The sequence below is a fragment of the Methylosinus sp. PW1 genome, assembly GCF_000745215.1.
Lineage (GTDB): Bacteria > Pseudomonadota > Alphaproteobacteria > Rhizobiales > Beijerinckiaceae > Methylosinus.
In genome coordinates this window covers 2,378,881-2,404,584 of record NZ_JQNK01000009.1, presented here as the reverse complement: position 1 = coordinate 2,404,584, position 25,704 = coordinate 2,378,881, and the positions used below count along the sequence as shown (strand labels likewise).

The 25,704-nt window shown below is 66.2% G+C and carries 24 protein-coding genes; 8 read left to right on the top strand and 16 right to left on the bottom strand.

Going from position 1 to position 25,704, the window contains the following annotated elements:
- Positions 1 to 14 precede the first annotated feature (14 nt).
- The gene (dinB, locus tag K369_RS20990) at positions 15 to 1,088 is read left to right on the top strand and encodes a DNA polymerase IV (protein ID WP_036296124.1); all 1,074 of its coding nucleotides are present in this window, start codon (positions 15 to 17) and stop codon (positions 1,086 to 1,088) included.
- 12 nt (positions 1,089 to 1,100) lie between these two features.
- Here the strand turns inward: dinB and K369_RS20985 are convergent, their stop codons facing one another.
- Positions 1,101 to 2,663, bottom strand: coding sequence for a glucan biosynthesis protein (locus K369_RS20985; RefSeq protein WP_036293905.1), 1,563 nt, complete (start codon positions 2,661 to 2,663; stop codon positions 1,101 to 1,103).
- 784 nt (positions 2,664 to 3,447) lie between these two features.
- Between K369_RS20985 and K369_RS20980 the strand changes: the two genes are divergently transcribed.
- Together K369_RS20980 and K369_RS20975 are read left to right on the top strand one after the other, a co-directional pair.
- On the top strand, positions 3,448 to 4,590 hold the full coding sequence (locus K369_RS20980; protein WP_036296120.1) for a type III PLP-dependent enzyme: 1,143 nt from the start codon (positions 3,448 to 3,450) through the stop codon (positions 4,588 to 4,590).
- Between the two features lie 118 nt (positions 4,591 to 4,708).
- Complete coding sequence (locus K369_RS20975) at positions 4,709 to 5,350, top strand: GNAT family N-acetyltransferase (RefSeq protein WP_084570765.1); 642 nt, start codon at positions 4,709 to 4,711, stop codon at positions 5,348 to 5,350.
- A gap of 175 nt (positions 5,351 to 5,525) precedes the next feature.
- On the opposite strand, the gene K369_RS20970 is transcribed toward K369_RS20975, so the two are convergent.
- The 5 genes from K369_RS20970 to K369_RS20950 all read right to left on the bottom strand — a co-directional run bounded on the left by K369_RS20970 (position 5,526) and on the right by K369_RS20950 (position 8,101).
- Positions 5,526 to 6,002: an ATP F0F1 synthase subunit B gene (locus K369_RS20970; protein ID WP_036293903.1), complete on the bottom strand. Its 477-nt coding sequence runs from the start codon at positions 6,000 to 6,002 to the stop codon at positions 5,526 to 5,528.
- A gap of 11 nt (positions 6,003 to 6,013) precedes the next feature.
- Entirely contained in the window at positions 6,014 to 6,598 is a 585-nt protein-coding gene (locus tag K369_RS20965; protein ID WP_036293894.1) for an ATPase, read from the bottom strand.
- A gap of 78 nt (positions 6,599 to 6,676) precedes the next feature.
- The gene (locus K369_RS20960; protein WP_018267102.1) at positions 6,677 to 6,907 is read right to left on the bottom strand and encodes a F0F1 ATP synthase subunit C; all 231 of its coding nucleotides are present in this window, start codon (positions 6,905 to 6,907) and stop codon (positions 6,677 to 6,679) included.
- A gap of 53 nt (positions 6,908 to 6,960) precedes the next feature.
- Positions 6,961 to 7,701 carry a F0F1 ATP synthase subunit A gene (locus K369_RS20955; RefSeq protein ID WP_018267103.1) on the bottom strand — a complete coding sequence of 247 codons (741 nt, stop codon included), beginning with the start codon at positions 7,699 to 7,701 and terminating at the stop codon, positions 6,961 to 6,963.
- A gap of 64 nt (positions 7,702 to 7,765) precedes the next feature.
- On the bottom strand, positions 7,766 to 8,101 hold the full coding sequence (locus K369_RS20950; protein WP_036293891.1) for an AtpZ/AtpI family protein: 336 nt from the start codon (positions 8,099 to 8,101) through the stop codon (positions 7,766 to 7,768).
- A gap of 533 nt (positions 8,102 to 8,634) precedes the next feature.
- Here K369_RS20950 and K369_RS20935 point away from each other — a divergent pair.
- A complete protein-coding gene (locus K369_RS20935; RefSeq protein ID WP_036293885.1) occupies positions 8,635 to 9,606 on the top strand; it encodes a LysR family transcriptional regulator in 972 nt (323 codons plus the stop codon).
- A gap of 127 nt (positions 9,607 to 9,733) precedes the next feature.
- On the opposite strand, the gene ettA is transcribed toward K369_RS20935, so the two are convergent.
- Complete coding sequence (gene ettA, locus K369_RS20930; RefSeq protein ID WP_036293883.1) at positions 9,734 to 11,386, bottom strand: energy-dependent translational throttle protein EttA; 1,653 nt, start codon at positions 11,384 to 11,386, stop codon at positions 9,734 to 9,736.
- Positions 11,387 to 11,566: 180 nt separating this feature from the next.
- Between ettA and K369_RS20925 the strand changes: the two genes are divergently transcribed.
- The 4 genes from K369_RS20925 to ppa all read left to right on the top strand — a co-directional run bounded on the left by K369_RS20925 (position 11,567) and on the right by ppa (position 14,744).
- The gene (locus K369_RS20925; RefSeq protein ID WP_036293880.1) at positions 11,567 to 12,559 is read left to right on the top strand and encodes an NAD-dependent epimerase/dehydratase family protein; all 993 of its coding nucleotides are present in this window, start codon (positions 11,567 to 11,569) and stop codon (positions 12,557 to 12,559) included.
- 113 nt (positions 12,560 to 12,672) lie between these two features.
- The gene (locus tag K369_RS20920) at positions 12,673 to 13,545 is read left to right on the top strand and encodes an undecaprenyl-diphosphate phosphatase (RefSeq protein WP_036293878.1); all 873 of its coding nucleotides are present in this window, start codon (positions 12,673 to 12,675) and stop codon (positions 13,543 to 13,545) included.
- A 117-nt stretch (positions 13,546 to 13,662) separates the two neighbouring features.
- On the top strand, positions 13,663 to 14,184 hold the full coding sequence (locus K369_RS20915; RefSeq protein ID WP_036293876.1) for a GNAT family N-acetyltransferase: 522 nt from the start codon (positions 13,663 to 13,665) through the stop codon (positions 14,182 to 14,184).
- Between the two features lie 26 nt (positions 14,185 to 14,210).
- Positions 14,211 to 14,744, top strand: coding sequence for an inorganic diphosphatase (ppa, locus tag K369_RS20910; protein WP_018267111.1), 534 nt, complete (start codon positions 14,211 to 14,213; stop codon positions 14,742 to 14,744).
- A 68-nt stretch (positions 14,745 to 14,812) separates the two neighbouring features.
- Here the strand turns inward: ppa and K369_RS20905 are convergent, their stop codons facing one another.
- The 9 genes from K369_RS20905 to K369_RS20865 form a co-directional block, all read right to left on the bottom strand.
- Entirely contained in the window at positions 14,813 to 15,199 is a 387-nt protein-coding gene (locus tag K369_RS20905) for a DUF1636 domain-containing protein (protein ID WP_036296113.1), read from the bottom strand.
- Between the two features lie 17 nt (positions 15,200 to 15,216).
- Complete coding sequence (locus tag K369_RS20900) at positions 15,217 to 15,696, bottom strand: hypothetical protein (protein WP_036293874.1); 480 nt, start codon at positions 15,694 to 15,696, stop codon at positions 15,217 to 15,219.
- A gap of 90 nt (positions 15,697 to 15,786) precedes the next feature.
- Entirely contained in the window at positions 15,787 to 16,488 is a 702-nt protein-coding gene (locus K369_RS20895; RefSeq protein WP_036296110.1) for a Crp/Fnr family transcriptional regulator, read from the bottom strand.
- Between the two features lie 332 nt (positions 16,489 to 16,820).
- Entirely contained in the window at positions 16,821 to 17,480 is a 660-nt protein-coding gene (gene metW / locus K369_RS20890; protein ID WP_051949447.1) for a methionine biosynthesis protein MetW, read from the bottom strand.
- Between the two features lie 3 nt (positions 17,481 to 17,483).
- Positions 17,484 to 18,647, bottom strand: coding sequence for a homoserine O-acetyltransferase (locus K369_RS20885; RefSeq protein ID WP_245278298.1), 1,164 nt, complete (start codon positions 18,645 to 18,647; stop codon positions 17,484 to 17,486).
- A 126-nt stretch (positions 18,648 to 18,773) separates the two neighbouring features.
- A complete protein-coding gene (gene bcsN, locus K369_RS20880; protein ID WP_036293871.1) occupies positions 18,774 to 19,757 on the bottom strand; it encodes a cellulose biosynthesis protein BcsN in 984 nt (327 codons plus the stop codon).
- Positions 19,758 to 19,779: 22 nt separating this feature from the next.
- Entirely contained in the window at positions 19,780 to 21,867 is a 2,088-nt protein-coding gene (locus K369_RS20875; protein ID WP_051949446.1) for a hypothetical protein, read from the bottom strand.
- Positions 21,864 to 23,006, bottom strand: a complete 1,143-nt coding sequence (locus K369_RS20870) for a glycosyl hydrolase family 8 (RefSeq protein ID WP_036296101.1) — start codon at positions 23,004 to 23,006, stop codon at positions 21,864 to 21,866. Before K369_RS20870 ends, K369_RS20875 begins: the two co-directional genes overlap by 4 nt.
- The gene (locus K369_RS20865; RefSeq protein WP_036293869.1) at positions 23,003 to 25,669 is read right to left on the bottom strand and encodes a cellulose biosynthesis cyclic di-GMP-binding regulatory protein BcsB; all 2,667 of its coding nucleotides are present in this window, start codon (positions 25,667 to 25,669) and stop codon (positions 23,003 to 23,005) included. Before K369_RS20865 ends, K369_RS20870 begins: the two co-directional genes overlap by 4 nt.
- Positions 25,670 to 25,704: the final 35 nt, after the last annotated feature.

Genomic DNA, 25,704 nt, shown 5'->3' with positions numbered 1-25,704 from the left:
CGTTTCCTCACCCGATGGCGTCGCAACGCAAGATCATCCATATCGACATGGACGCTTTCTATGCGTCGGTCGAGCAGCGCGACGATCCGCGATTGCGCGGACGCCCCGTCGCCGTCGGCTCGCCGCGCGAGCGCGGAGTGGTGGCGGCGGCGAGCTATGAGGCGCGCGCTTTCGGCGTGCGCTCGGCCATGCCCTCCGTCACCGCGCTCAGGCGCTGCCCCGATCTTCTCTTCGTTCCGCCGCGCTTCGACGTCTATCGCGATGTGTCGCGGCGCATTCGCGCGATCTTCCTCGACTACACGCCGCTGGTCGAGCCGCTCTCGCTCGACGAGGCCTATCTCGACGTCACCGAAAATCGCAAGAAGATCGCCTCCGCCACCCATATCGCCGAGGAGATAAGAGCGCGCATTCGCGAGGAGACGCGGCTGACCGCCTCGGCGGGCGTCTCCTACAATAAATTTCTGGCCAAGCTCGCTTCCGACCAGAACAAGCCGGACGGTCTCTTTGTCATCACGCCGGACAGAGGCGCGGAATTCGTCGCCGCCCTGCCGATCGGCAAGTTTCACGGCGTGGGGCCGGCGACGGCGAAGAAGATGAATGCGCTCGGCATAGAGACGGGGCTCGATCTGCGCGCCAAGCCCCTGCCCTTTCTGCAGCGGCACTTCGGCAAATCGGGCGGCTATTTCTACGGCATTGCGCGCGGCGTCGACGAGCGTCCGGTGCGGCCGGACCGCATTCGCAAATCGATCGGCGCGGAAGTGACCTTCGCGCATGATCTCTTCGCGCTCGAGGAGGCGATCGCCGCTCTTTCGCCCATCGTCGCGCGCGTCGCCGCCCATTGCGAAGGCGCGCGCATCGAAGGACGCACGGTGACGCTGAAAGTCAAATATGCGGATTTTCAGCAGATCACGCGGCGCAGCACCGGCGCTGCGCCGATCGCCTCCCGCGCCGCGCTGGAGGCCTGCGCGCTGGCGCTGCTGCGCCCGCTGTTTCCGTCAGATAAAGGCGTGCGCCTGCTCGGCGTCACGCTCTCCTCGCTCGCGCCCGCGGGCGGAAGCGAGGATCCGCAGATGAGCCTCGCCGTCTGAGACGGCGAAGCCTCACGGCGCCGTCCACGGATAGGTCCACGTCTCCGTCAGCGTCAGCGGGCCGGCCTTGAGGAAGGCGCGAATATCCGCCGTCTGGCCGGATTTCACCGCTATGTCGAACATCACGCGCATTCCGTCTATGTGCGGATTGGCGGCGACGCTCGAGCGGATGACCGTGCCATTCGCCGCCGAGGCGACGACCTCCACCTGCGCGGGATCATTGACGTAATAAGCGAGATCGCCGCCGGCGAAATCGACGATGAAGCGATGCGCACCCAAGGTCGTCGCCTCGCTCGAGCCGAGCGCCCGCGCCGGCGCCTCGAATGTGTTCACCGCGCGGCCATTGGGCGAGAGCCGCGGCAGATCGAGCAGCGAGGTGATGCGATAGGCGTAGGAGAAGGGCTTGCCGATCTCCAGCGGCTGCGCGCCGACAAAGGCCGCGACGATATTGTCATTTGTCTCATCGAGCGTCGGCAGCTCCAAGAGCTCGACGGCGCCCTCGCCCCATGATCCTTGCGGCTCGATGAAATAGCTCGGCCGCCGCTCATAGGCGAGATCGATGTCCTGATAGGTCTCGAAATTGCGGTCGCGCTGCATCAGCCCGAAGCCGCGAATATTCGGGTCCGAGAAAGTGGTGAGCCGCGCGATGGGCGCATTGGCGAGCGGGCGCCAGAGCCATTCCTTCGACTCGCCATGGACGAGCAGCCCGTCCGAATCATGCAGCTCTGTGCGGAAGCCGTCGCGCATGCGGCGGTCGTTCTCGCCGGTGAGATACATTGAGGTGAGCGGCGCGAGGCCGAATTTCGCCTTGCGGCGCGGAAAGATGGTCGCCTGCACGTCGATCGTGCTGTCCTGGCCCGTCGTCAGATCGAAGCGATAGGCTCCGGTCGCCGCCTCGCCGTCGAGCAGCGCATAGAAGGTGATGCGATTGCCGCCCGGCTGCGGCGTCTCGATCCAGAACTCGCGGAAGAAGGGGAAGACTTCCGTATTGTCGCCGCAGTCGACGCAGAGCGCGCGCGCCGAGAGGCCATAGCGCTGGCCGCGGCCGAGAAAGCGGAAATAGCTGGCGCCGAGGAAGGAGATCACCTCGTCGTGCACATGCGGATCATTGAGCGGGAAATGCAGGCGGAAGCCGGCGAAGCCTATGTTGATCGGCAGCGTCCGCTCGAATTTGTTGCGGCCATAGTCGAACAGCGCCGCCGAATAGGGAATGGGCGTCGGAATGCCGTCCCTTATCGTGTTCACCGTCACCGGGCGCTTGTAGAGAAAGCCCAGATGGAAGGTGTGCAGACGGAAAGAGCCCGGAATATTCGAGAACAGCGCCTTTTCCGGACGGAAGCGCAGATCGCGGAAAGAATCGAAGTCGAGCTTCGCCAATTCGTCCGGCAACTGCGGCGGCGCCGCCTCGAAAGGCGCGCCGGCGAGGTCGCGAGCGCGACGCGCCACATCCTCGAGGCCGAAGCGCGGCTGCGTTCCGTTCTGCACGGATTGCGCGACGGCGCGCCCGAGCGGCGCGGCCTGAGCGCCCGCCGCGACCATCGCGCCGAGAAGCCGGCGGCGTGTGATGTCGATCATTTCAGTCGGTTTCCGAGAAAATTGAGCGACGGGCGGAAGCCCGTCTTCTGGTCGCAGACGAATCGGGGTCGCAGACGAATCGGGCGTTCTTGGGGACGCCGCCCCGTCTGCGAGCGCGGCGCGCGTCGCCCGGCCCCGTCCGAGCTTCTGCGTATCCGGCTTTGCGCCGGCCCGCAAGACGGGGGAGCTATCACCCCGGGCGGGGCGCAAAATGGGCGAAAGGGCGACAAATTTCGCCGGGGCGCGAAAAAGCCCTTGCAGAGCGGGCGAAAGCGCGTATTTACGTTCTCGCCCACTTTCGCACGTGCCTGTGGTCGTGTGTCGGTCGATGGGGATCCGGACAAGAGGCCGGTCAACCATCGGAATAAAACCGGCAGCCGGAGGCGAAACCGGCGAACCTCGCCTGAGCGAGGGATCGCGACTTAAAGCAACGACGGACCGGGCTTTTTCGTCTCTGTCGACCCTCCAAAGGTCGGCGTACCGAAGAGGCTTGTCTTTCTTGCCGGGCGTGCGGAAAGGGAAAAATCCCCTTCCAAGCGATGGCTATTCGAATCGGATTCGATGTCCGTCTGGACATTCGCGTCCGTGCTTCGTCTAGCCGACGGCGCATCACCCGACCGTCCTGCGCTTCGCCGCGAGCGAGGCCTTGGCGGTCATGGAACGCAGTCGTCTCGATGTTCAGCGCGCCTCCACAGCGTGCTGCGCAAACGACGTCGTGCATCCGATCGAAGCCCTTGGCCACTCCGCGGCGCTATATGCCGCGACTTCGTTGGGGATGCCGCAAATGACGGATCGTATTCGCGAATTTTTGGAGGCCCGTCGTCGCGCCGGACGCGATGTCGGCCCCTGCCTCGTCGTCGACCTCGAGGTCGTGCGCGACAATTACACGAGCTTCGCCAAGGCGCTGCCGGACACGCGCGTGTTCTACGCGGTGAAGGCCAATCCGGCGCCGGAAGTGCTCTCGCTGCTCGCCTCGCTCGGCTCCTGCTTCGACACGGCCTCCGTCGTCGAGATCGAGCAGGCCATGGCCGCCGGCGCGACGCCGGAGCGCATCAGCTTCGGCAACACGATCAAGAAAGAGCGCGACATCGCCCGCGCCTATGCGCTGGGCGTGCGCCTCTTCGCCGTGGATTGCGAGGCGGAGGTCGAGAAGATCGCCCGCGCGGCCCCGGGCTCCAAGGTTTTCTGCCGCATTCTCTGCGACGGAACCGGCGCCGAATGGCCGCTGTCGCGCAAATTCGGCTGCACGCCGGATATGGCGCCGCGCGTCCTCGAGCACGCGCATCGCCTCGGCCTTGTCGCCTATGGCGTCTCCTTCCATGTCGGCTCGCAGCAGGGCAATCCGAACATGTGGGACGGCGCGCTGAGGTCGGCCTCGTCCATCTTCCGCGATCTCGCCGAGCGCGGCATTCAGCTGCAGATGGTCAATCTCGGCGGCGGATTTCCGACCCGCTACCTCAAGAATGTGCCGGCCGTTAAGGCCTATGGGCAGGCGATCTTCCGGGCGCTGTCGAAGCATTTCGGCAATCGTATTCCCGAGACGATCATCGAGCCGGGCCGCGGCATGGTCGGCAACGCCGGCGTGATCGAGGCCGAGGTCGTGCTCGTGTCGAAGAAGTCGCGCGAGGACGAGGTTCGCTGGGTCTATCTCGACATCGGCAAGTTCAACGGCCTCGCCGAGACGACGGACGAGATGATCCGCTATCCGATCCGCACCGAGGCGGACGGCTCCGCGACCGCGCCTTGCGTCATCGCCGGGCCGAGCTGCGATTCGGTGGACGTGCTGTATGAGAAGGAGCCCTACCTCCTGCCCATCAGCTTGGAGATCGGCTCGAAAGTGCTGATCGAGGGAACCGGCGCCTATACGACGACCTATTCGTCGGTCGGCTTCAACGGCTTCCCGCCGCTCGAATCCTTCGTGATCTGACGCCTCGGCCGCGGGCCTCTCGGCTCGCGGCCTCCCGCCCAAATCTCTGTCCCGTTCGGCGGGCGCGCTGCGATGCGCGCCAGGCGCGAGGGTCGTCCGTCCTCGAAGGGAGGAACCGATGGCCTTTGAATTCTCTTATCATGAGACCGGATCGCTCGGCTTTCCGGGCGTCGGCATGGCGGCGGAAGGGAGCCGCTCGGCTCGCCGTCCCGTTTGCGTGATCTCGGAGGAAGCCCCGGAAGACATTGCCGCGCGCGAGGCGCTGCTCGACGCGGCCTTCGGCCCGGCGCGCTTTCTGAAGACTTGCGAGCGGCTGCGCGAAGGCCGCATGCCGGCGCGCGGTCTCGCGCTGGTCTGCAAGGATGAGGATCGCCTCGTCGCCACAATGCGCATGTGGGCGATCTTCGCCGGTCCGGGACGTCCGGCGCTGCTGCTCGGCCCGCTCGCAGTGGCGCGCGACTATCGGTCTCTCGGCCTCGGCGCCGCCATGATCGAGGCGGGCCTGTCGCGTGCGGCGGTCCGCAATCATCGCGCCGTTCTGCTCGTCGGCGACGCGCCCTATTATGCGCGCTTCGGCTTCGAGACCCGCTTCACCGACGGGCTCACAATGCCCGGTCCGGTCGAGCGCGAGCGCTTCCTCGGCCTCGAGCTGACGAAAGGCGGGCTGACGGGAGCGTCGGGCCGTGTTTCCGCCGCCGGCCTGACCGTCCGGGCGGCCGCCCCGGCCATGATGATCGGCGAGCTGGCGCGCGCGGCGTGACGGTCGAAGGACCGCGAGTCGGAAGGGAAGCCCTTTCGGGCCGCCCGCCTCTGAGCCGACCGGCGCCCGCCCATTCGTGAAAAGCAAAACGCCCGAAGTCTCGCGACTTCGGGCGTTTTGAATTGGTCTCTCTGAGGAAGCGGCGCGGCGGCCGCCTCCCGGAAGCACCCGGCGATCAGTGCGCCAGCGACTTCACATCCGCAATGCCGGCGGAGACGAAATCGGTTCCGGCGACGCCCTTGCGCAGCACGGCCTCGGCGACCTTCACCGCGGCGTCGGCGGCGCTGGCGCGCACCTCGGCGGCGGCCTGAGCCTCGGCCTGAGCGATTTTGTCCTCCACCTGCTTGGTGCGGCGGGTGATATAGTCCTCGAGGCGCTGGCGCGCTTCGGTCGCCAGCAGCTCGGCCTCGCTCTTGGCCTGAGCGACGATCGCCTTGGCCTCTTCCTCGGCCTCCTCGCGCTTCTTCTCGAAGGAGGCGAACAGGCTCTCGGCCTCGCTGCGCAGGCGCTCGGCCTCGGCGAGCTCGCTCTTGATTCGGATCACGCGCGCGTCGAGCGCGGCCGCGAGCTTCCTATGCGCGCCCACATAGAGGAGCAGGAGGACGAAAATGCCGAAGCCGATGGCGACGAAAACTTCTGCGTCGAAATGCATGGCTCGACCTCTCAGCTCGCCTTGATGTTACGATATTCGCCCTGCAGCGTCTCAGCGGCGAAACGGGCGCCCGTCAGCTTCTCGAGGATCGCGCCGGCGGCGTCGGTGGCGATCGCCTCGACATTGGCCAGCGCCTCGGATTTGGCGGCGAGAATCTGCGCTTCGGCGGCGGCGACCTTCTCGGCGAAGGCGGCTTCCTCGCTCGCGCGGCGCGCGGCGGTGTCGGCGGCGGCCTGCTGCTGGGCGGCGCGGCCGATGTCCTGCGCCTGCGCCTTGGTGACGCGCAATTTCTCGTCATGCGCGGCGGCGGCTTCCTGCGCCTTCGCCTGAAGCTCGCGCGAGGCGAAGAGATCGCTCTCGATGCGGCTCTCGCGATCGTGCAGGATGGAGCCGATGCGCGGCAATGCGATGCGCGACATGAGAAGATAGAGAAGCCCGAAGGTCAGCGCCAGCCAGACGAGCTGCGGAACGAAATTCTCCGTCTGGAACGGCGGAAACTCGCCTCCGCCGTGATGCTCGACGCTCGTTTGCGTCGCGCTCGGCTCATGGGCTCCATGCGGCGCCGCCTCTTCGGCGGCGAGAACGATATTCGCCATGACGGCTTCCAGCCTCTTGTCTGCGTGGGAGACGACAAAGGCTCGGGACGCGTCCCGAGCCTTCGTTCATTGAGGCCTTTAGGCCTTGAGATAGAGCAGGATCGCGATCAGGAACGCGAAGATGCCGAGACCTTCGGCCAGCGCCGCGCCGATGATGGCGTTGGTGAACTGGGCGGCCGCGGCCGACGGATTGCGCAGAGCGCCGTTGAGATAGTTGCCGAAGATGATCGCGACGCCGATAGCGGCGGCGCCCGTTCCGATGGCGGCGAGACCAGCGCCGATCGGACCGTAGACGGAAACATCAGCCATTGTTAGCTCCTGCTCTTTTTTAGACGGGCGACCATTTATTGTTCGAATATTTATCAGTGGCCCGGGTGGATCGCGTCATTGAGATAGACGCAGGTGAGGACGGTGAAGACGAAAGCCTGGAGGCAGTTGACCAGCAGCTCCAGAGCGTAGAGCACGACGACGCCGAGGACCGGGACCGGCGCGAGCGCCGCCCAGGAGCCGGCGCCCAGCAGCATCACCGCGAGACCGCCAAAGACGGCGAGCGTGATATGGCCCGCGAGAATATTGGCGAAGAGACGAACGGAGAGCGACACGGGCCGCGACAGGAAGGAGATGATCTCGATCGGGATCAGAATGACCAGCACCGGCGCGGGAACGCCATGCGGCACGAACAGCCGCAGAAAGCCGAAGCCGTGGCGATAGAGCCCGTAGAGGATCACCAGAAGGAGAACGAAAGCCGCGAAGGCGAAGGTGAGGACGATCTGGCTCGACAGCGAATAGGTGTAGGGGACGAGGCCGATCAGATTCGACATCAGAATGAAGGTGAACAGCGTGAAGACGAAGGGGAAGAAGCGCATCCCTTCCTTGCCCGCCGTGGAGCGCACCGTATTGGCGACGAATTCGTAGAGAACCTCGGCGAGCGCCTGTCCGCGGCCCGGCACCAGCGCGCGCTTGGACGTCGCGAATATGGTGAGGATGATGGCCGCCGAGGCGGCGAGCAGCATATAGAGCGAGGCGTTGGTGAAGGAGACGTCGACGCCATTGATGAAGTAAGGCGCAATACGCTGGAGCTCGAACTGCTCGGTAGGATTCATCGCTCGATCCGGACGGCGCCCGGCCCTTCATCTCCGCGGCGCCGAGGGAGTCGGGCCGCCTGTTTCATCCGCCGCCTCGCGCGTCTTTCGGCGCGACGAAGCGAAACACATTGTAGAAGCCTGCAGCGACGCCGAGCCCCAGAAACAGGATCAGCAGCCACGGCCCGGTGCCGAACCAGCGATCCGCCTGCCATCCGATCAGCGTCGCGACGAGAATCGCCGCAACGAATTCGGACAGCACGGTGAAACCCGCGCTCAGCGCCTTTCCGAACGACCCGCCGACCGGCAATCCGCCGCCAGTCTCGGCGCGTCGCTCCTCCTCCTTGCTGCCGAGCTCGGCCTGGAGCCTCTCCAGCCTCGCGCGCAGCTCGCGGTCGCTCACATTCTTGTCCGTGGCCATCGGCTCTCCTCCTCGCGCAAAAGCTTCAGAGCACGCGCGAGCAGCATAGATGATCGCCGAAGAAACGCCCGGACAGGGGCGACGGAAGGGATTTCGACGCGACGCGATATCGGCCGGGCGGCCAAGTCGTTCGAGCCGCGCGCAACATATGGGCAGCGCCATTTCGTGTCAAGCCGCAGCCGCCGCCGCGAATCGCCCGGAAAACCAGGGTTTTTCCGCGATTGTCCATTTCTTGCGCAGACTCCTTTTCGCGGTTGCGAGATGGTTCGCGGCCGCAATGTGACGCCGCATCCCCTCGCCTCGCCCTTCCGACCCTCAGAGAACGCACGAGGAGCCATCGGGGACGATTATGAAGGTGCGAGGCCGCCTGCGCTCTTTCGCGGCGGGGCGAGGAATGGCATGGTTCGTCCCGAGCGCGCGCAAATGCATCGATTTCATCGCGCGATCGAAAATTTTCAGTGGCGTCGAAGGCGCCGTTCTGGCGTCATCTTCCGAACGATCCTCGCGCGCGCGACGATGCGGATGGCGGACCAATGACCGAGCTGCGGAACTTCGATCTCAATCTGCTCGTCGCCTTCAATTTTTTGATGGAGGAGCGCAATGTGTCGCGCGCGGCGCAGAAAATGTTCATCACCCAATCGGCGATGAGCCATGTGCTGCAGCGCTTGCGGCAGCAGCTCGACGATCCGGTGCTGGTGAAGACGCCGCAGGGAATGAAGCCGACGCAGCGCGCGCTCGCCCTGGTCGAGCCCGTCGCCTCCATATTGAACGAGGTCGAGCTCGTGATCCGCGGCTCGAAGGAATTCTCTCCGGCGACGACGCAGCGGCGGTTCACGATCGCGACGAATGATTATGTCGAATTCTGCCTGCTGCCGCCGCTGATGAGATCGGTGAGCCGGCAAGCGCCCAATGTGGAGATCCATCTGGTGCAGACCTCCGGCTCGCTGCGCGAGGCGGCGGACGCCGGCGATGTCGATCTCGTCATCGGCTTCGACGTGATCCTCGATTCGACGCCCTATGTCCGGCGCGAGCGGCTCTACACCGATCGCATCGTCGCGCTGGTGCGGCGCGACCACCCCGATTTTCCGACCGATGAGCCGACGCTCGAGCAATTCGTCGCGGCGCGGCACATGTTGATGTCGCGACGCGAAGCGGGCACCGGAATCATCGACGATTGGCTGGAGCGCCGCGGCCTCGCGCGCAAGGTCTCGCTCGTCGTGCCGAATTTTCTCTCGGCGCCCTGGATCGTGGCGAGCAGCGATCTCGTCTTCTCATTGCCGCTGCGCATCGCCGAGCATTTCGTGCGCCTCGCGCCGCTGCGAATATTGGAGATACCGATCGAGTTCCCGACCTATGATCTGCTGATGGTCTGGCACTCGCTGCAAGACCGCGAGCCGGCGCACGCCTGGCTGCGCCGCGAGATCGTGGAGATTTGCCGCGGCGTCGTGGAGGAGCCGGCGGAGGAAGCGCCGCGGGCGCGTGCGAAAGGGCGAGAGGCTGTGTGAGAAGCCCCCTCCCCGGCCTCCCCCGCTTCGCGGGAGAGGGGGTGGATTCCGCGCTTCATCGAATGTTCGCGCAGCGTTTGCCGCCTTCCCTCTCCCGCGATAGCGGGGGAGGGTGCGGGAGGGGGACTCAGCGCGAGAATTTCTTATATTTCAGCCGATGCGGAATGACGCTGTCGATGCCGAGGCGACGCTTCTTGTCCTCCTCGTAATCGGCGAAATTGCCCTCGAACCATTCCACATGCGAATCGCCCTCGAAGGCGAGCATGTGCGTGGCGATACGATCGAGGAAGAAACGGTCATGCGAGATGATGACGGCGCAGCCGGCGTAATCGACCAGCGCTTCTTCCAGCGCGCGCAGCGTGTCGACGTCGAGATCATTGGTCGGCTCGTCGAGTAGCAGAACATTGGCGCCCTGCTTCAAAATCTTGGCGAGATGCACGCGATTGCGCTCGCCGCCGGAAAGCATGCCGACCTTCTTCTGCTGGTCGCTGCCCTTGAAGTTGAAGGCGCCGCAATAGGCGCGCGAGTTGATCTCGCGCTTGCCGAGATAGATGATGTCATTGCCGCCGGAAATCTCTTCCCACACGGTCTTCTTGTCGTCGAGCGCGTCGCGTGACTGGTCGACATAGCCGAGCTGCACGCTCTCGCCGACAGTGACGGCGCCATTGTCGGGCTTCTCCTGACCGGTGATCATGCGGAACAGCGTCGTCTTGCCGGCGCCGTTGGGGCCGATCACGCCGACGATGCCGCCGGGCGGCAGCTTGAAGGTCAGATCGTCGATGAGCAGGCGATCGCCGAAAGCCTTCGACACATGCTCGACATCGATGACATTGGCGCCGAGACGCTCGGCCACCGGAATGACGATCTGCGCCGTGGTCGGCGCCTTCTCATTCTGCTTGGCGACCAATTCCTCATAGCGCTGGATACGCGCCTTGGACTTGGCCTGCCGCGCCTTGGGCGAGGCGGCGATCCACTCGCTCTCGGCCTCGAGGGCGCGCTGGCGAGCCTTGTCCTCGCTGCTCTCCTGGGCGAGGCGCTTCTGCTTCTGCTTCAGCCAGCTGGTGTAATTCCCCTCATAGGGAATGCCGCGGCCGCGATCGAGCTCGAGAATCCACCCCGTCACATTGTCGAGGAAGTAGCGGTCATGGGTGACGATCAATATCGCGCCCGGATAATTGCGCAAATGGCCCTCGAGCCAATTCACCGTCTCGGCGTCGAGATGGTTCGTCGGCTCGTCGAGCAGCAGCATTTCCGGCTGCTCGAGCAGCAGGCGGCACAGCGCCACGCGGCGCCGCTCGCCGCCGGAGAGCTTTGTGACGTCGGCGTCGTCGGAGGGGCAGCCGAGCGCCTCCATCGCCTGATCCACCTGGCTGTCGAGATCCCACAGGCCCTTGGCCTCGATCTCGTCCTGCAGGCGGGTCATCTCGTCGGCGGTCTCGTCCGAGTAATTCACGGCGAGATCATTGTAGCGGTCGAGAATCGCCTTTTTGTCGGCGACGCCGAGCATGATATTGCCGCGCACGTCGAGCTCTGGATCGAGCTGCGGCTCTTGCGGCAGATAGCCGACGCGCGCGCCCTCCGCGACGAAGCCCTCGCCCGTATATTCCTTGTCCATGCCGCCCATGATGCGCAGCAATGTCGATTTACCGGCGCCGTTGACGCCGAGCACGCCGATCTTCGCGTCCGGGTAGAAGGACAAATGGACATTGTCGAGGACCTTCTTGCCGCCCGGATAGGTCTTGGTGAGACCTTGCATATGATAGATGAACTGCCGCGCCATGGGTGATCGGTCCCGCTAGAGAAAAATGCTCGGCGCGATGTTTAGCGCCTTTTGGGCGGAAGTGAAAACCGGCTTTTTGCGTCGAGGCCGGCGTGGTCGCGGAAGCCCCGTACGTCGCGGCAAGTTGACAGCGGCGGGGCTTTTCCGCAGAGATCGCCCGTCTCCAACGAGAGCGGGCTCATGCGCGTCTTCGTGACCGGCACGGCCGGATTCATCGGCTTCCATCTCGCGCGGCGCCTGCTCGAGCTCGGCCACAGGGTCGACGGCTTCGACGGGCTCACGCCTTATTACGATGTGACGCTGAAAGAGGCGCGCCACGCCCGGCTCGCCAGCTTCGAAGGCTTTCGCCCCCATATCGCCATGCTCGAGGATATGGAGGCGCTGACCCGCGCCGTCACCGCGGCGGAGCCCGAGGTCATCGTCCATCTCGCGGCGCAGGCGGGCGTTCGCTACAGCCTCGAGAATCCGCGCGCCTATGTGGACGCCAATCTCGTCGGCGGCTTCAATATTCTCGAGCTGGCGCGGACGCAGGGCGTTCGCCATCTGCTGATGGCCTCCACCAGCTCCGTCTATGGCGGCAATCAGGACGTGCCCTTCCTCGAGAGCGAGCGCGCCGATTTTCCGCTGACGCTCTACGCGGCGACGAAAAAGGCCAATGAGGCCATGGCGCATTCCTATGCGCATCTGTGGGCCATTCCGACGACAATGTTCCGCTTCTTCACCGTCTACGGCCCCTGGGGCCGGCCGGACATGGCGCTGTTCAAATTCGTCGACGCCATAGAGAATGGCCGGCCGATCGACATCTACAATCACGGCGAGATGCAGCGCGACTTCACCTATGTCGGCGATCTCGTCGAGGCGATCCTGCGCCTCGTCGACCGCGCGCCGCAGATCGGCGCGGACGCCTCGGTCTCGCCGGTCGCCCCGTTCCGCATCGTCAATATCGGGCGCGGCGAGCCGGTGGGCCTGCTCGATTTCATCGAGGCGATCGAGCGAAAATTGGGCAAGACGGCGATCCGCAACTATCTCGAGATGCAGAAGGGCGACGCCCCCCGCACCTTCGCCGATTGCTCGCTGCTCGAGCGGCTGACCGGCTATCGCCCGCAGACCTCGGTGGAGGAAGGCGTCTCGGCCTTCGTCGACTGGTATCGCGCCTATTATGACGGCCGCTGAGGTCCGGCCGTGAGCAATCCTTAACCATCTGTCTGAGACAAGACCGTAACCGCCGCGCGGGGGCGATTCGCGCCCTCCGGCGCGGCCTTGGGCCTCGTTTCGGAGAGCGTTTCATGGCCTTGGCTTGCACTTCAGGTCTCGACACCGGCTTCGTCGAGCTCGGCTATGCGAAAGTGGCGGCGCTCGGCGTCGTGCAGGGCATCACCGAGCTTCTCCCCATCTCCTCCACGGCGCATATGCGCATCGTGCCGGCGCTGCTCGGCTGGAAGGACCCGGGCTCGGCCTTCTCGGCGGCCATGCAGCTCGCCGCTCTGGCCGCCGTGGTCAGCTATTTCTGGAAGGATATTCGCGGAATCGCCGTCGGCTCCATCCAGGCGGCGCTGCGGCGCGATTTCAGCGATTGGAACTTCCGCTTCCTCATCTGGATCGTCCTCGCCACCATCCCCATCGGCCTAGCCGGCATCGCGCTCTCTGGCGTGCTGAACGCCTGCGGCTCGCCGCTGCGCTCGCTGCCGGTCATCGGCATCTCCTGCATCGTCATGGCGGCGCTGCTCGCCATCGCCGAGCTCTATTGCAACCACTCCCGCACGCTGGACCATGTGAGCCTGAAGGATGCGCTGGTCGTCGGCTTCGCCCAGGTGGGGGCGCTGGTGCCGGGCGTCTCGCGCTCCGGCTCCACCTTGACCGCGGCCCTGTTCCTGGACCTCAAGCGCGAGCAGGCGGCGCAATTCTCCTTCCTGCTCGGCCTGCCGGCCATCACCCTCGCCGGCCTCAAGGAGCTCTATGAGCTGCACAAGGCGCATCTCGACGGCCACGGCTGGTCGGTGCTGGCGGTCGGCCTCGTCGTCGCCTCCATTTCGGCCTTCGCGGCCATATGGGGGCTGATGCGCTTTCTGGAGCGCTTCTCCACCTGGCCCTTCGTCGCCTACCGGGCCTTTATCGGCGTGGTCCTGCTCGCCGGCGCCGCCACCGGCCTATTGTCTTGAGCCGCAAGGGAGGCGGCGCCGATTCGGCCATTTCGACGCCGCGATCTTTTATTTTTGTTCGCTTTGTCGGCGCCCGGCTCTTGCCCAAACAGGCCCTCGGGACCTAACATCGGAGCCATGGTCGAGACCGCCACCCTCATTCGCCATGCTGGACCCGGCGACGCCGAGGCGATCACGCATGTGCACGACGCCTCCTGGCGGGACGCCTATCGCGGCGTCATTCCGGGCGGGGAGCTCGAGCGCATGATCGCCCGCCGCGGGCCGCAATGGTGGGCGCGGGCGATCGTGCGGGGCAGCGGCATTCTGGTGCTGGAGTTCGACCAGGACGTCGTCGGCTATGTCACCTATGGGCGCAATCGCGTGCCCTCAATGCCTTACTCGGGCGAGATCTTCGAGATTTATCTGCTGCCCGAATATCAGGGCCTCGGCTTCGGCCGACGCCTGTTCAACGCCGCGCGGCAGGAGCTCGCCGCGCATGGCTATCTCTCCACCATCGTCTGGGCCTTGGCCGATAATGACAAGGCTCTGGCCTTTTATCGGCGGCTCGGCGGCCTCACCGTTCGCCGCGCGGAAGAGCGCTTCGGCGACGACATGCTGGCGCGCGTCGCCTTCGGATTCGTCTCCGCGCCCGTCCGCTGACTTTTCCCACCGTCAGGAGTTACTAGATGCGTCTCGACGCCATTGAAATCGGCGCGAATCCCCCATTCGAGGTCAATGTCGTGATCGAAGTGCCGCTGGGCGGCGAGCCGATCAAATATGAGCTCGACAAAGCCTCTGGAACGCTCGTCGTCGATCGTTTCCTCTACACGTCGATGCGCTATCCCGGCAATTACGGCTTCATCCCGCACACTCTGTCGGAAGACGGCGACCCCTGCGACGTGCTCGTCGCCAACACGCGGCCGATCGCGCCCGGCGCGCTGATCGCCGTGCGCCCGATCGGCGTGCTCTACATGCGCGACGAGGCCGGCGGCGACGAGAAGATCATCGCCGTGCCCGCGCCCAAGCTGACCAAGCGCTACGACAAGGTGCAGAACTACACCGACCTGCCGGAGATCACGACGCGGCAGATCGAGCATTTCTTCGCCCATTACAAGGACCTCGAGCCCGGCAAATGGGTCGAGGCGGCCGGCTGGGGCGACGCCGCGGCGGCGCATAAGATCATCAATGAAGCGATCGCGCGGGCGAAAAAAGCCGAGTAGAGAGCGAATAGAGAGTAGCGAATAGCGAGTAGCAAAAACTATTCGCTACTCGCTATTTCGCTCTTCGCTCACCCCTTGGGCGCCGGCGGCGTGCGCGAGATGATCCCCTTGCGCATCGCGTCCGGCCGATCCTTCTTCGGCACCAGGCCGGTTTCCGACGCCGTATAGCGGCGCGCCGACTCGATGAGATCGTCCACATCGACGACCTTGTCGAAATCGCCCAGCACATAGGTCCACTTGCCCCGCGCGGCCATGGCCACCGTGCAGGGGCGCGAGCACACGCCGAGACATTCTACCGGCTCCGCCGCGATGATCGCGCGGTCCTCCGCGGTGAGGCGCGCGCCGAGCGCCTCGAGCAGCGCATGGCCCGGACGCACCTCCGGATCATCCTTGGCTCGGCACACGGTGCACACATAGACCGTCGTTTCTTGGACCGTCGTTTCCGGCTCGCTCACCTGACCTCCTTCGCCGCTCACTTCGGCGGCTCATATTTGCACTGCGCCCCGCCGCCGGCCTTTTGCGCGACCTCGTCGGGCTCGACCGCGCAGTCGATAGCGGAGGCCGCAGCATAAATCGTTCCGGCTGCGCCGTCCGGCGGCACGCCCACCTCGAGCAGCGTCGCGAATATCTCATGCGCGAGGCGGCCGGCGAGCTGGACCTTCTTCTGGCCGAAGGTCAGCTCGCATGCATGCTGCGTGATGTCCACATTGCTCGCGCGGCAGCTGATCGAATCGACGATCACTTCTATCGTCTTGCCCTTGGGAAAAGCGATTTTCGCATGTCCGTCGGCGAGCTTGCCGAGCGCCGCCTTCGCGGCCGGCTTCACCGCCGGCGAATGCTTGCCGGCGAGGGCGGCGAGCGACAAGGCGCCGGCGCCATCCGTCGTGGAGGCGGCGAGGGCGGCGCCATCGGCCGCGAGAATGAAAAGAGCGGTCACGAAAATCCGTTTCATGCGCAATTCCTTCCGAGCTTCGCGCCTTGCGCGCGAGGGCGGAGAATTGCGGCATGCGGGGCCGAAATCATGGCGCGAAGGCGGCGAAGCTCAGGCGAGCGCGCCGCGGCTCTCGATCAGATCGCGCCGCTCGGAGGGCAGAGTGGGCTCGCGCTCGCCGCCGCAACATTCGATCGACAGACGCGCGACATTCTCGATGGTGACGTCGCGCGTCTCCGTGCGCACGCCGATCTCGCGCAGCTTGGCGAAAGCGCGCGACAATGTCTCCTGCTTGACGCCGAGCCGCGCGGCGATGAGCCGCTTGTCATAGGGCAAGCGCAGGCTGCAGCTTTCGACATTCGGCGGACACAGCGTCAGCAGGAAGCGCGCGAGCCGCTGCTCGGCGGTTTGGCCTTTGAGCGATTCGATCTCGCCGATCAGCCCGCTCAGCTTGCGCGCGGTCTCCTCGATCACCGCCGATGCGAGCGACGGGGATTCGCGCAGCATGAATCGAAATCGCGGCGCGGAGAGCTTCATGAGCTGCGCCGGTCCAACGGCTTCCGCGCCGACGCGATAGCTTTCGCCGTCCGGGCTCAGCGCCTCATAGAGGCTCTCGCCGATATTGCAGATATTGATGAGAGTCTCGTCGCCGCAGGAGGCAGTGCGCGTCAGCTTCACGAATCCGTCGACCACAATGGCCACATGCAGCGCGCGATCGCCTTGACGAAAAATCGTTTGTCCGTCTTCGAACTGTTCTAATTTCGCATCGCGGGTGAGCCGCTGCATCGACTGCGCATCGACAGTCGCAAACATCGGCACGCCTCTAAGAGACGGCGGCTCCAGCATCAGCGCGCTCCCGCGGTCGCCGACTTTATTTGCGCAAATCGGCGCGTTCGTCGGTCATTGCAGGCAATCTACCGCGAAGCTTCCCCCTGGGAAAGCGCTCGCTCTCGGACAGGAGGTCGCACGAAGCACGCGCTCCGGCGCCGCGCGCGCTCGTAAAAAGCCGCGATCCGCCTTTGATTTCTGGACTTTTCGCTATTCGCGCGGCGCTGCATGAAAATGAGAGAGCGCAGCGTCTCGGCAATATTGCGCAAACGCCGAGCCCCGCGAGATTCAATCGCCTAAGTATTTTTCGCAGCTAATCATGATATTTTTTTCGGCGGATCGCGCTCGAGCAGGAAGATCGCCTGCGCGCCGAAGAGATTCCAAACCCACCAGGGCGCGTTCACGCGGATGGGCGCGCCGGCGTGATCCAGCGCCGCGCCGCGCTCTATATGCGCGCCCAGCGCTTCGACGAGATCGACGAAATCCCTGATCGTGCAGAGATGTATGTTGGGCGTGTCGTACCAGGCGTGCGCCAGCGTCGTGGTCTGCGGCATGCGGCCTTTGGCCAGCAGCGACAGCCGCACTTTCCAATGGCCGAAATTGGGGAAGGAGACGATCGCGCGCCGGCCGATGCGCAGCATGTCGACCAGCACTTGTCGTGGATGATGCGTCGCCTGCAGCGTCTGCGAGAGAATCACATAATCGAATCCATCGGTCGGATAGTCGCGCAGATCGGTGTCGGCGTCGCCTTGAATCACCGACAAGCCTTTGGCCACGCAGTCATTGACGCCGCGCTGCGACAATTCCACGCCGCGTCCGTCCACCTGCTTGGTGTCTGCCAGCAATTGCAGCAGCGCGCCGTCGCCGCAGCCGACGTCGAGCACGCGGCTGCCCGGCGCGACCATCGCCGCGACGGCGGCGAGATCGAGACGAACGGGGCGTTCCTGCGCGCTCTGCGGAAAGATAGGAGCGTTCATCGGCTAGGCCTCCCCGGCCCGCGGCAGGCCGCGCGCAGCGGCGGCCGCCTCCAGAAATCCGCGCGTCGTCGCAATGAAATCCGGCTCATAGACGAGAAAAGCGTCATGGCCCTTGTCGCTGTCGATCTCGACGAAGGAGACCGAGGCGCCGCCGGCGTTGAGCGCATGCACGATGGCGCGCGAGGCGGAGGTCGGATAGAGCCAATCGGTGTTGAAGGAGACGACGCAAAAGCGCGTCTTCGTTCCCTTGAACGCCTGCGCCAGCGAGCCGCCGTAATCGGCCGCGAGATCGAAATAATCGCAGGCGCGCGTGACATAGAGATAGGAATTGGCGTCGAAGCGATCGACGAAGGCCATGCCCTGGTGACGCAGATAATTCTCGATCTGAAAATCCGCGTCGAAGGAGAAGGTGGGCGCCTCGCGGTCCTGCAGCTTGCGGCCGAACTTGCGTTGCAGCGCCGGCTCCGAGAGATAGGTGATATGCGCGGCCATGCGCGCGACGGCGAGGCCTTTCTCGGGCCGCACGCCCTGCTCCAGATAGCGCCCGCCGCGCCAATCGGGATCGGCCATCACCGCCTGCCGGCCGACCTCGTGAAAGGCGATATTCTGCGACGAGTGCTTGGGCGCCGTCGCGATCGGCATGGCGGAGAAGACGCGCTCTGGATAGCTCGCCGCCCATTGCAGAACCTGCATGCCGCCCATTGAGCCGCCGGCGACGCAGAAGAGCTGGTCTATCCCGAGATGATCGATCAGCATCGCCTGCGCGCGCACCATGTCGCGAATGGTGACGACCGGAAAATCGAGGCCGTAGGCGTGGCCCGTCGTGGGATCGATCGAGGATGGGCCGGAGGTGCCGAGGCAGCCGCCGACGACATTGGAGCTGACGATGAAATAACGCTCCGTGTCGAAGGGCTTGCCGGGGCCGACCATGACATCCCACCAGCCGGGCTTGCCGGTCAGCGGATGCACATTGGCGGCGTGCTGGTCGCCGGTCAGCGCATGGCACAGCAGAATGGCGTTGGAACGCGCGGCGTTCAGCTCGCCATAGGCCTGGTAAGCGATCGTCAAAGGCGCGACGCAGCCGCCCCCATCGGTGATGAGCGGCTGGTCCAGCGGGAACTCGACGATGCGCCCATTGAGCGGGTCCGAAGAGGACAACGTCTCTATGGCTGGAAGCGCATTGGCCAAATTCTTCTCTCCTGTTCGATATGCCGAACAATTTGTTCGGCAACATCGGCGGCCGAGAGGAGAGTGTCAAGGCCTTGGGCGTTCAGGGCGCATGTCCGCGGCCCCTCACCGCGTCGCGGACTTGGGCGGGCCGGCGAAGGCCTGGGGCGGCAGGCCGGGATCGAAATGGACCGCGGCGGCCCGGGTCTCCACCGGCTTGGTCTCCACCGATCTGGCCGGCTCGCTGTAGCGGCGAACCTCGGTCGTCGTCTCCTCATGGCGATGGAGAGGCCTGACCTTCGCCTTATGGACCGGCGGCCGCTTGGCCGGGGCGGCGATGCTCGCCACCGTCGCCGGGGCCGCGGGCCGCTCGCCGGCGGCGGGCGGGCGCGCAGGCGCATCGACGCCGCTGCGGGCGGCGTCGACGACGCGCTCCACATTGGCGGCCTCGGTGGCGCGCAGCCGCGAGAACCAATCGGCGAATTGCTGCTCGGTGACGCCCTTGCGGCAGAGGCGCATGCGGATCGAGGCGGGAATCTCGTCGCCGCGAACGATGGTCGTGGCGGCGGCGTCCGGCCGGGCGACGGCGCGCAGATCATCGACCCATTGCCAGGCGAAGGCGCAGCGCGTTCCCTCCGGCCCCGGCCCCACGGCGAGGCCGAAGGGTCCGAGCTCATTGCGCAGCGGCTTGGCGACGATGCGCATGCGCGTCGTCGGAAAGCGCAGCGACAGCTCCTGACGCACGCCGACCTCGGTGGGCCTGCCCATGGGGATCTCGCCCTCATGGCCGCTCCCGGCGGCGGCCGCGCGAATGTCGACGGTCAGCTCGTTCCAGCCCTTGCCCATAAGGGCGCGGTCCAGCGCGACGCTTTGACGCCAGCCATTGGCGTAGCGGCGCTCCTCGAGGCCGCCGCGCACGCGCGCTTCCACCGGCAGCGCCAGAATGGCGGCGGCGCCGCTGCGCGCCTCGACGCCCTGCGCCGGCGGCGGCGCCGCTGTGGCGCCCGTCGGCGTCGGATCGACGGCGAGAATGCCGCGCGTCGGGGAGCAGGCGGAAAGGCCGAGCGCCAAGAGCAGCAGCGGCGGCGAATGTCTCGAGAAACGGCTCATGACGAAACTCCGAAAAAGAAATTCAGCGGGACTGGCTCTGCTTGGACGAGGGCAATGAAAGCACCGCGGCGAGATCGGGCGGCGGCGGCGCGGCGCCGTAGCGATTGCGCGGCGCCATGGCGGTGGCGACATGCTCGGCGGCGCTGGCCGTGAGCTGCGTGTCGGCGTCGGCCTTCTGCTGGCCGATCCAGGCCGGATCCGCCTCCTGATTGGCCCATTGCGTGCCGGTCGGCGCGACCTGCTCGGAGGCCGGCGGCCAGCTCGCCAGATCGACGGCGTTCCAGCCGGGCGAGAGGATGAAGCCATAGCGCTCCGAGGGCATCGGTCCGACGCCGGGCACGCGCCGCGCCACCAGCGGCGCCTTGCCGGCGAGCGGCTCCGTCCGCAGGCCGACCGGAACGGCGGCGGCCGCGACCGGCGCCGGCGCCGGCTGAGCGGAGGACGAGCGCGCGGCGACCAGCGGCAGAGGCGCGAAGCGCAGCGGATTTTCCGCCGTCACCGCCAGCGGGAATTTGCCGCGTGCGGCCTTCAGCACGCGCTCGCGCTGCTGCTCCTGCGCCGCCACCTTGGCGGCGTCCGGCGTCGTCGCCTCCTTCTTCTCGGCCTCGACGCGCAGGCGATCGCGCTCGGCGGCGAGCGCCGGCCCCGCCGGCCCCGGCACCACATAGCCGGCCATTTTCACCGCCGGCCCATGCGCCTTGGCGGCGACGCGCGAGTCGCAGGGGAAGGGCGGATGATAATAATCATCCGGGAACAGCAGCTCGACGAGCTTGGGGAACAGCCCGTCGTAGCGGTTGATGAGCTCCAGCGCCTCCTTGTCCTTGCGCAGGCGCTTCAGCGTCAGCACATAGCCGTAGAGCGTCGCCTCCTTCGGGAACCAGGCGACCGCGCGCTCGAACCAGAAACGCGCGACGTCGAATTGGCAGGAATTATAGGCGTACCAGCCGAGGCCCTGCGCGCCTTCGCCGGAGGCCGATTCGATCGTCACCGCCGCATAGCGGGCGAGGCGCGCCGGCTCGACATAGGGCGGCGTCTCCTGCGTGAGATCGCGTTCCAGCAGATCGAGAAAGAGAATGCCATTGTTCACCAGCGGCGCGCGCCAGGCGTAGGAGACCTCCTCCGCCTCGCGGCGCAGATCGAGCGCGCGCAGCGTATGGGCGAGCCCATGCGCGATCATGGCGTCGCCGCCATTCTCGATCGCCGCCTTGAAGGATTCGAGCGCGTAACGAAAATCGCGGCGCTTGTATCGCAGCCAGGCGACGAGGCCGAGCTGCTGCGGCTCGCGCGTGAATTTGGCGAAATTCTCGAAGCGCTGCAGCTCGTCGGCGGAGATATCGTCCTTGCGCTCGTCGCGCAGCACGGCGACGATGCGCGCGCGGGTGATGTCGATCGCCACTTCGGCGAATTCGTCTTCCGACCCTTTCGAGCTCTTGCGCGCCTCGATCAGCAGCGTCTCGACATCGCTCATGCGCAGCGTGGCCATCGCCTTCTGCATGGTGGCGAGACGAATATGCTTGTCCTCATTGGAGGCGAAGATCGCCTTGTAGACCTCGACCGCCTCATTGATCTGGCCGGTGCGCGCAAAGGCCTCGGCGATCGTCCATTGCGCCTCCGCATCGGCGTTGGCGATGAAGAAGCGGCCGTCGCGCGCGAAGGAGGCGATGTCGAGCCAGCGCCCCTCGCGCCAGAAGGCGAAGATCTGATTGCGCTGCTCCTTCTGCTTGAGCTTCTGCATCAGATCGTCGGACGGACGCCAGCCGGGCATGTCCTTGCGGCGCGCGGCAATGTTCTCGCGCAATTCGTCGAGCCTGTCGCTCGAGAACAGCTCCCACAATCCCGCCTCGTCGACATCGCCGCGACGCGGTCCGTAGAGATCGGCCGGCGGCTCGAAATTGGGATAGAGCCGCCGCAGCCGCGAGAATTCGGCGCGCACGCGCGCGCGCTGATCTAGCGATGCGTAATAGCGCAGCGCGAGATCGTCGGGCTTTTCGGACGCCGCGGCGGCGGGCGCCGGCGCGACGAGAATGGATTGGGGCGCGGGGCCTTGAGCGTGCGCGCGCGGAGCCGCCGCAAAGGAAACGGCGCAGGCCGCGAGGAGAAGGGCTCTCATTTGGCGAGACACGACGAATACCTCATTTGCGCGGCGAGCAGCGCCAGCAGATGCAGAGTGGCGGGGTAATAATCTTCATTGGCTTTGGGCGCGGCGAAATCGGCGGGCAGCTTGGCGCCGTCGACGACGCAGGCGACGAGCGCGGCGATCGACGCTATGCCGCTGCCGCCGAATTGGCCGACCTCCTTGCCGGAAGCGACATCGACGATCGGCGGCGCCTCCTTGGCGCGCTGCGCCCAGGCGAGGAAGGGCGCGTAATGCGCGCGCTCGCCGACGCCGGCCCAGGCGAGATAGAGCGGAATGCGCACGGCGTTATAGGCGAACTCCGGCGCGAAGCCTTCGGCCGGCCGCGCGCGCCAGCCCTCGAGCGCGATCCAATCGGCGGGCAGAGCCTGCGGCGTCGGCCGCGCCGCTTCCAAAAGATCGAGACCCGTCTGCGTGAGGCCGGCCCAATCGACTTCCGGCGCGACGCTGTCGAGCCGCGCCAGGGCCGGGAAGACGTAATAGGACAGATTGATCACCGGGCCGTCGGAACGATCCGAGGCGTTGAAGCCCGCGACCGCCGGCAACAGCAGCGCGCCCATCTTGGTCTTGAACAAGACTGCCTTGCGCGACAGCTCGACGGCGATGCGCCGCGACGCCATGCGAAACGGCAGATCGTCCCAATATTCCGCCGCCTCCGCCAGAGCCCAGGCGATGAGGAGATCGCCGTCCGAGGCGTTGTTCATGTCGCCGACGGCGGGACGACGCTGCGGATCGAAGCGCCAAGCGACCAGCTCGTCATTGCGCACCATGAGATTGGCGCGCGTCCAGCCCCACAGGCGATCGAATGTGGCGCGGTCATTGGCGGCCACCGCGAGCAGCATGGCGTAGCCCTGCCCCTCGCTGTGGCTCACCTGGTCGTTGGCCGTGTCGATGACGCGGCCCTGCTCGGCGATGAAGCGCTTCTTATAGGCGCTCCACGCCTCCGGCGCGCGCAGCGCGCCGCCGAGCTTGATCTTATGCGCGTCGAGCGACAGCGGAACGCCGATGATCGCGGCGATCTCCGCTATTGGCTCGGCGCGCGCCGGCGCCGGCGCCAGAGCGACGGCGAGGCCGAGGACCGCGAGAACGGGCGCGGCGAGAGACGCAATTCTCATCTCGAGCTCCTTCCGATATTGCGCGTCAGCCACAGAGTGGAAGCGGCGAAGAGCGCGGCGATGAGAATGGAGAGGCCGACATAGACGCCGGGATGCAGCGACATCCAGCCGGCGGCGATGAGCCTCAGATTGCCGAAGGAGAGCGGCCGCGTGACGATGAAGCGCGCGCTCTCCGCCGGAGTCGCCACCATTTTCGCGTCCTTCATGTCCAGCATGGCGAGCTGGCCCTGCACGCGGCGCGACACGCGCGGATCGACGAGACAGGCGGAGGCTTCCGCCAGAGTCGCGGCGTTGGGCGCTGTGACCACGGTCCAGACATCCTTGGCCGTGTCGCCGAGAATCGATTGGCTCATCGCCAGCGAGGCCTGCTGCGTGGCGACATGATCGGCCGCCTCCGCCTCGAAGCCTGCGCGCAGCCATTGCGCCGCGTCGGCGACGCGCGCCGCGCTCCACACGCCGGCGACGCGCAGACGCTCGACGACGCCATAGCCCCAGCGGCCCTCGCGGCGCAGATCGTCGCGCCAAGCCTCCAGCAGATCCTGCTCGCCCTCGCCGCGCTCCATGCCTCTGCGCACCGAGCCGACGGGCGCGAAATCGACGCGCTCCGGCTCGCCGCCCGGCGCCGGCGCAGCGGCCGCGCCGCCCGCCTGCGCGGTGATCGTCTTGTCCAGCATGTTGCGCGGCGCATAGCAGGCCATGGGAAAATTGCGCTGCAGGACGAAGCGATTGCGCGCGGCGATCTCGAGCGGCGAGAGCCGCTTCTCCGACGCCTTGCGACGATCGGCGGTCAGATTCGGCCCCCAAGCCTCGCGCAGAGTGTCAGCCGGCATGTCGAGACGTTGCAGCAGCGGAGCGTCGAAGGAGTCGAGCGGCGCCACGGCGAGCGTCGGCCCCTGCCCTTCGCCGGGCGGCGCATCGACGATCTCGAAATCGATCGGCCGTCCGGCGGCGACGGCGAAATGCGCGACGATCGTCGCCGCCGCGCCCACCGCATCCGTGTCGAGCGACGGCATGTAGAGCTTGGGCCGCCCCTTGGCGCCGGCGTAAGGAAAGCCGCCGGTCGCCGTCACCGCGAGATCGGGCATTCGCGCGATGCGCGCGATCGGCGGCAGCTCGATCTCCGTCTCGTCGAGGAAGAGAAAGCGCTTGGCCGCGCGCATCGACGCGAGCGGATCGCAATCGGCGTCCTGGCGCGTCGGCACATGCGCCTCGATCTCGATGCGATTGAGGCCGGGCTTGAGAAAGCCGAGCGGCAGCGGCAGCGGATTGTCGCGGAAGACATCGCCCGCGGCCTTCAGAAGATTGAGGCTCACCGCCGTGCGCTCGTCCACCTTGACGACGATCTGCGCATTGGAGTCGAGCCCGGCCGCATAGCCGCCGGCGAGGCGCAGCAGCGCATTGCCGTAATCGGCCGCGTAGAAATCCGGCGGCATGACGATGTTGAAGGCGGCGCGATAGAGATGGCCGGTGAACTCCTCGCTGGCGACGCCGAGATCGCGCAGCTTCACCTTGCGTCCGCCGTCGAGCCGATAGCCGGGAAAAGCGGCCGATGCGCGCAAGCCTTGCGGCGAGCCCTTGGGCGCGGGCGAGACAGAGAGACGGCGGATCGCCTCATCCACTTGCGCGGAAGTCGCGCCGGTCACGACGATGCTGACGCGGCGGCCGGGCGCGGCCGGCAGCACGAAGGCGCGCGGCTCGTCTATGGGGCCGACGCGCGATAGATCGATGCGGCCGACCAGCTCCGACGCAGGACCGACGAAGAGATTGACGCCGTAACGTCCGCTCGCCGCAGGACCGGCGTCGACGACCGGCTGCTCGAAACGGCCGGCGAGCGAGATCGCTTGCGCTGCGCGCAGCATGCGCTCGATCTCGAAAGATTTGGCGTTGACGCCGAGCACGGCGCGGATCGGCAGCGCGCCTTGCTCGTCCGGCGGCAGCGCGCCGAGATCGGAAATGCTGGTGACGCCGGCGTCGTCCTCCGGCAGCACCAGGCCGGTCTCGGTCGGATCGATCTGCGTCCATAATTCGTAAGTGGCCTCGAGCGAGCAATCGACCCGATGGCGCTGGCTCGTCGCTATGCGCACGGAGTTGAAGCCCGGCCGCATCACGCCCGGCGGAATGTCGAAGACGATGGTCTCCACCTCCTGCACCGCGCGAATCTGCGTGTCGCCGATCGCCTGATCATTGATGGTGAGAGTGAGCGCGGAGGCCTCCGGCATCACCGAAACGGCGGCGAGATAGCCGATACGAAATTGCAGACGGCGCGACGCCTGCGCCTCGGTGACATAGATCGGCCATTCCGAGGAGCCGATCTCGCCGGCGAGGCGATAGCCCTGAATATTATTGGTGAGATGCCGCAGCATGGCGCCGGCGACTGTGGGCCGCGAGGCGACCGGCGCGACGGCCGCAGGCTGCGGCGCTTGCGACGGCGCCCGCGTCGACGCGGCGGGCGGCTCCACGGCGGCGATGCGGGCAGTCTCGCGCGCGGCGAAACGCGCGGGGATGATCGGCTGGAGGCCGGAAATCGCCGGCCTCGGCCTGTCGACTTTCAGATGAAACAGCTGCTCTTGCGGCGCTGTCGTGAAGATCGCCTGGGCGCCGACCGCGATCGGCGTCAACGCCGTCGTGGTCGCGAGCAGAAGGGCGAGGACTCGGAACTGCATCTTGGCACTCTTTTTTTGCGAGAATGTTTTGTGAG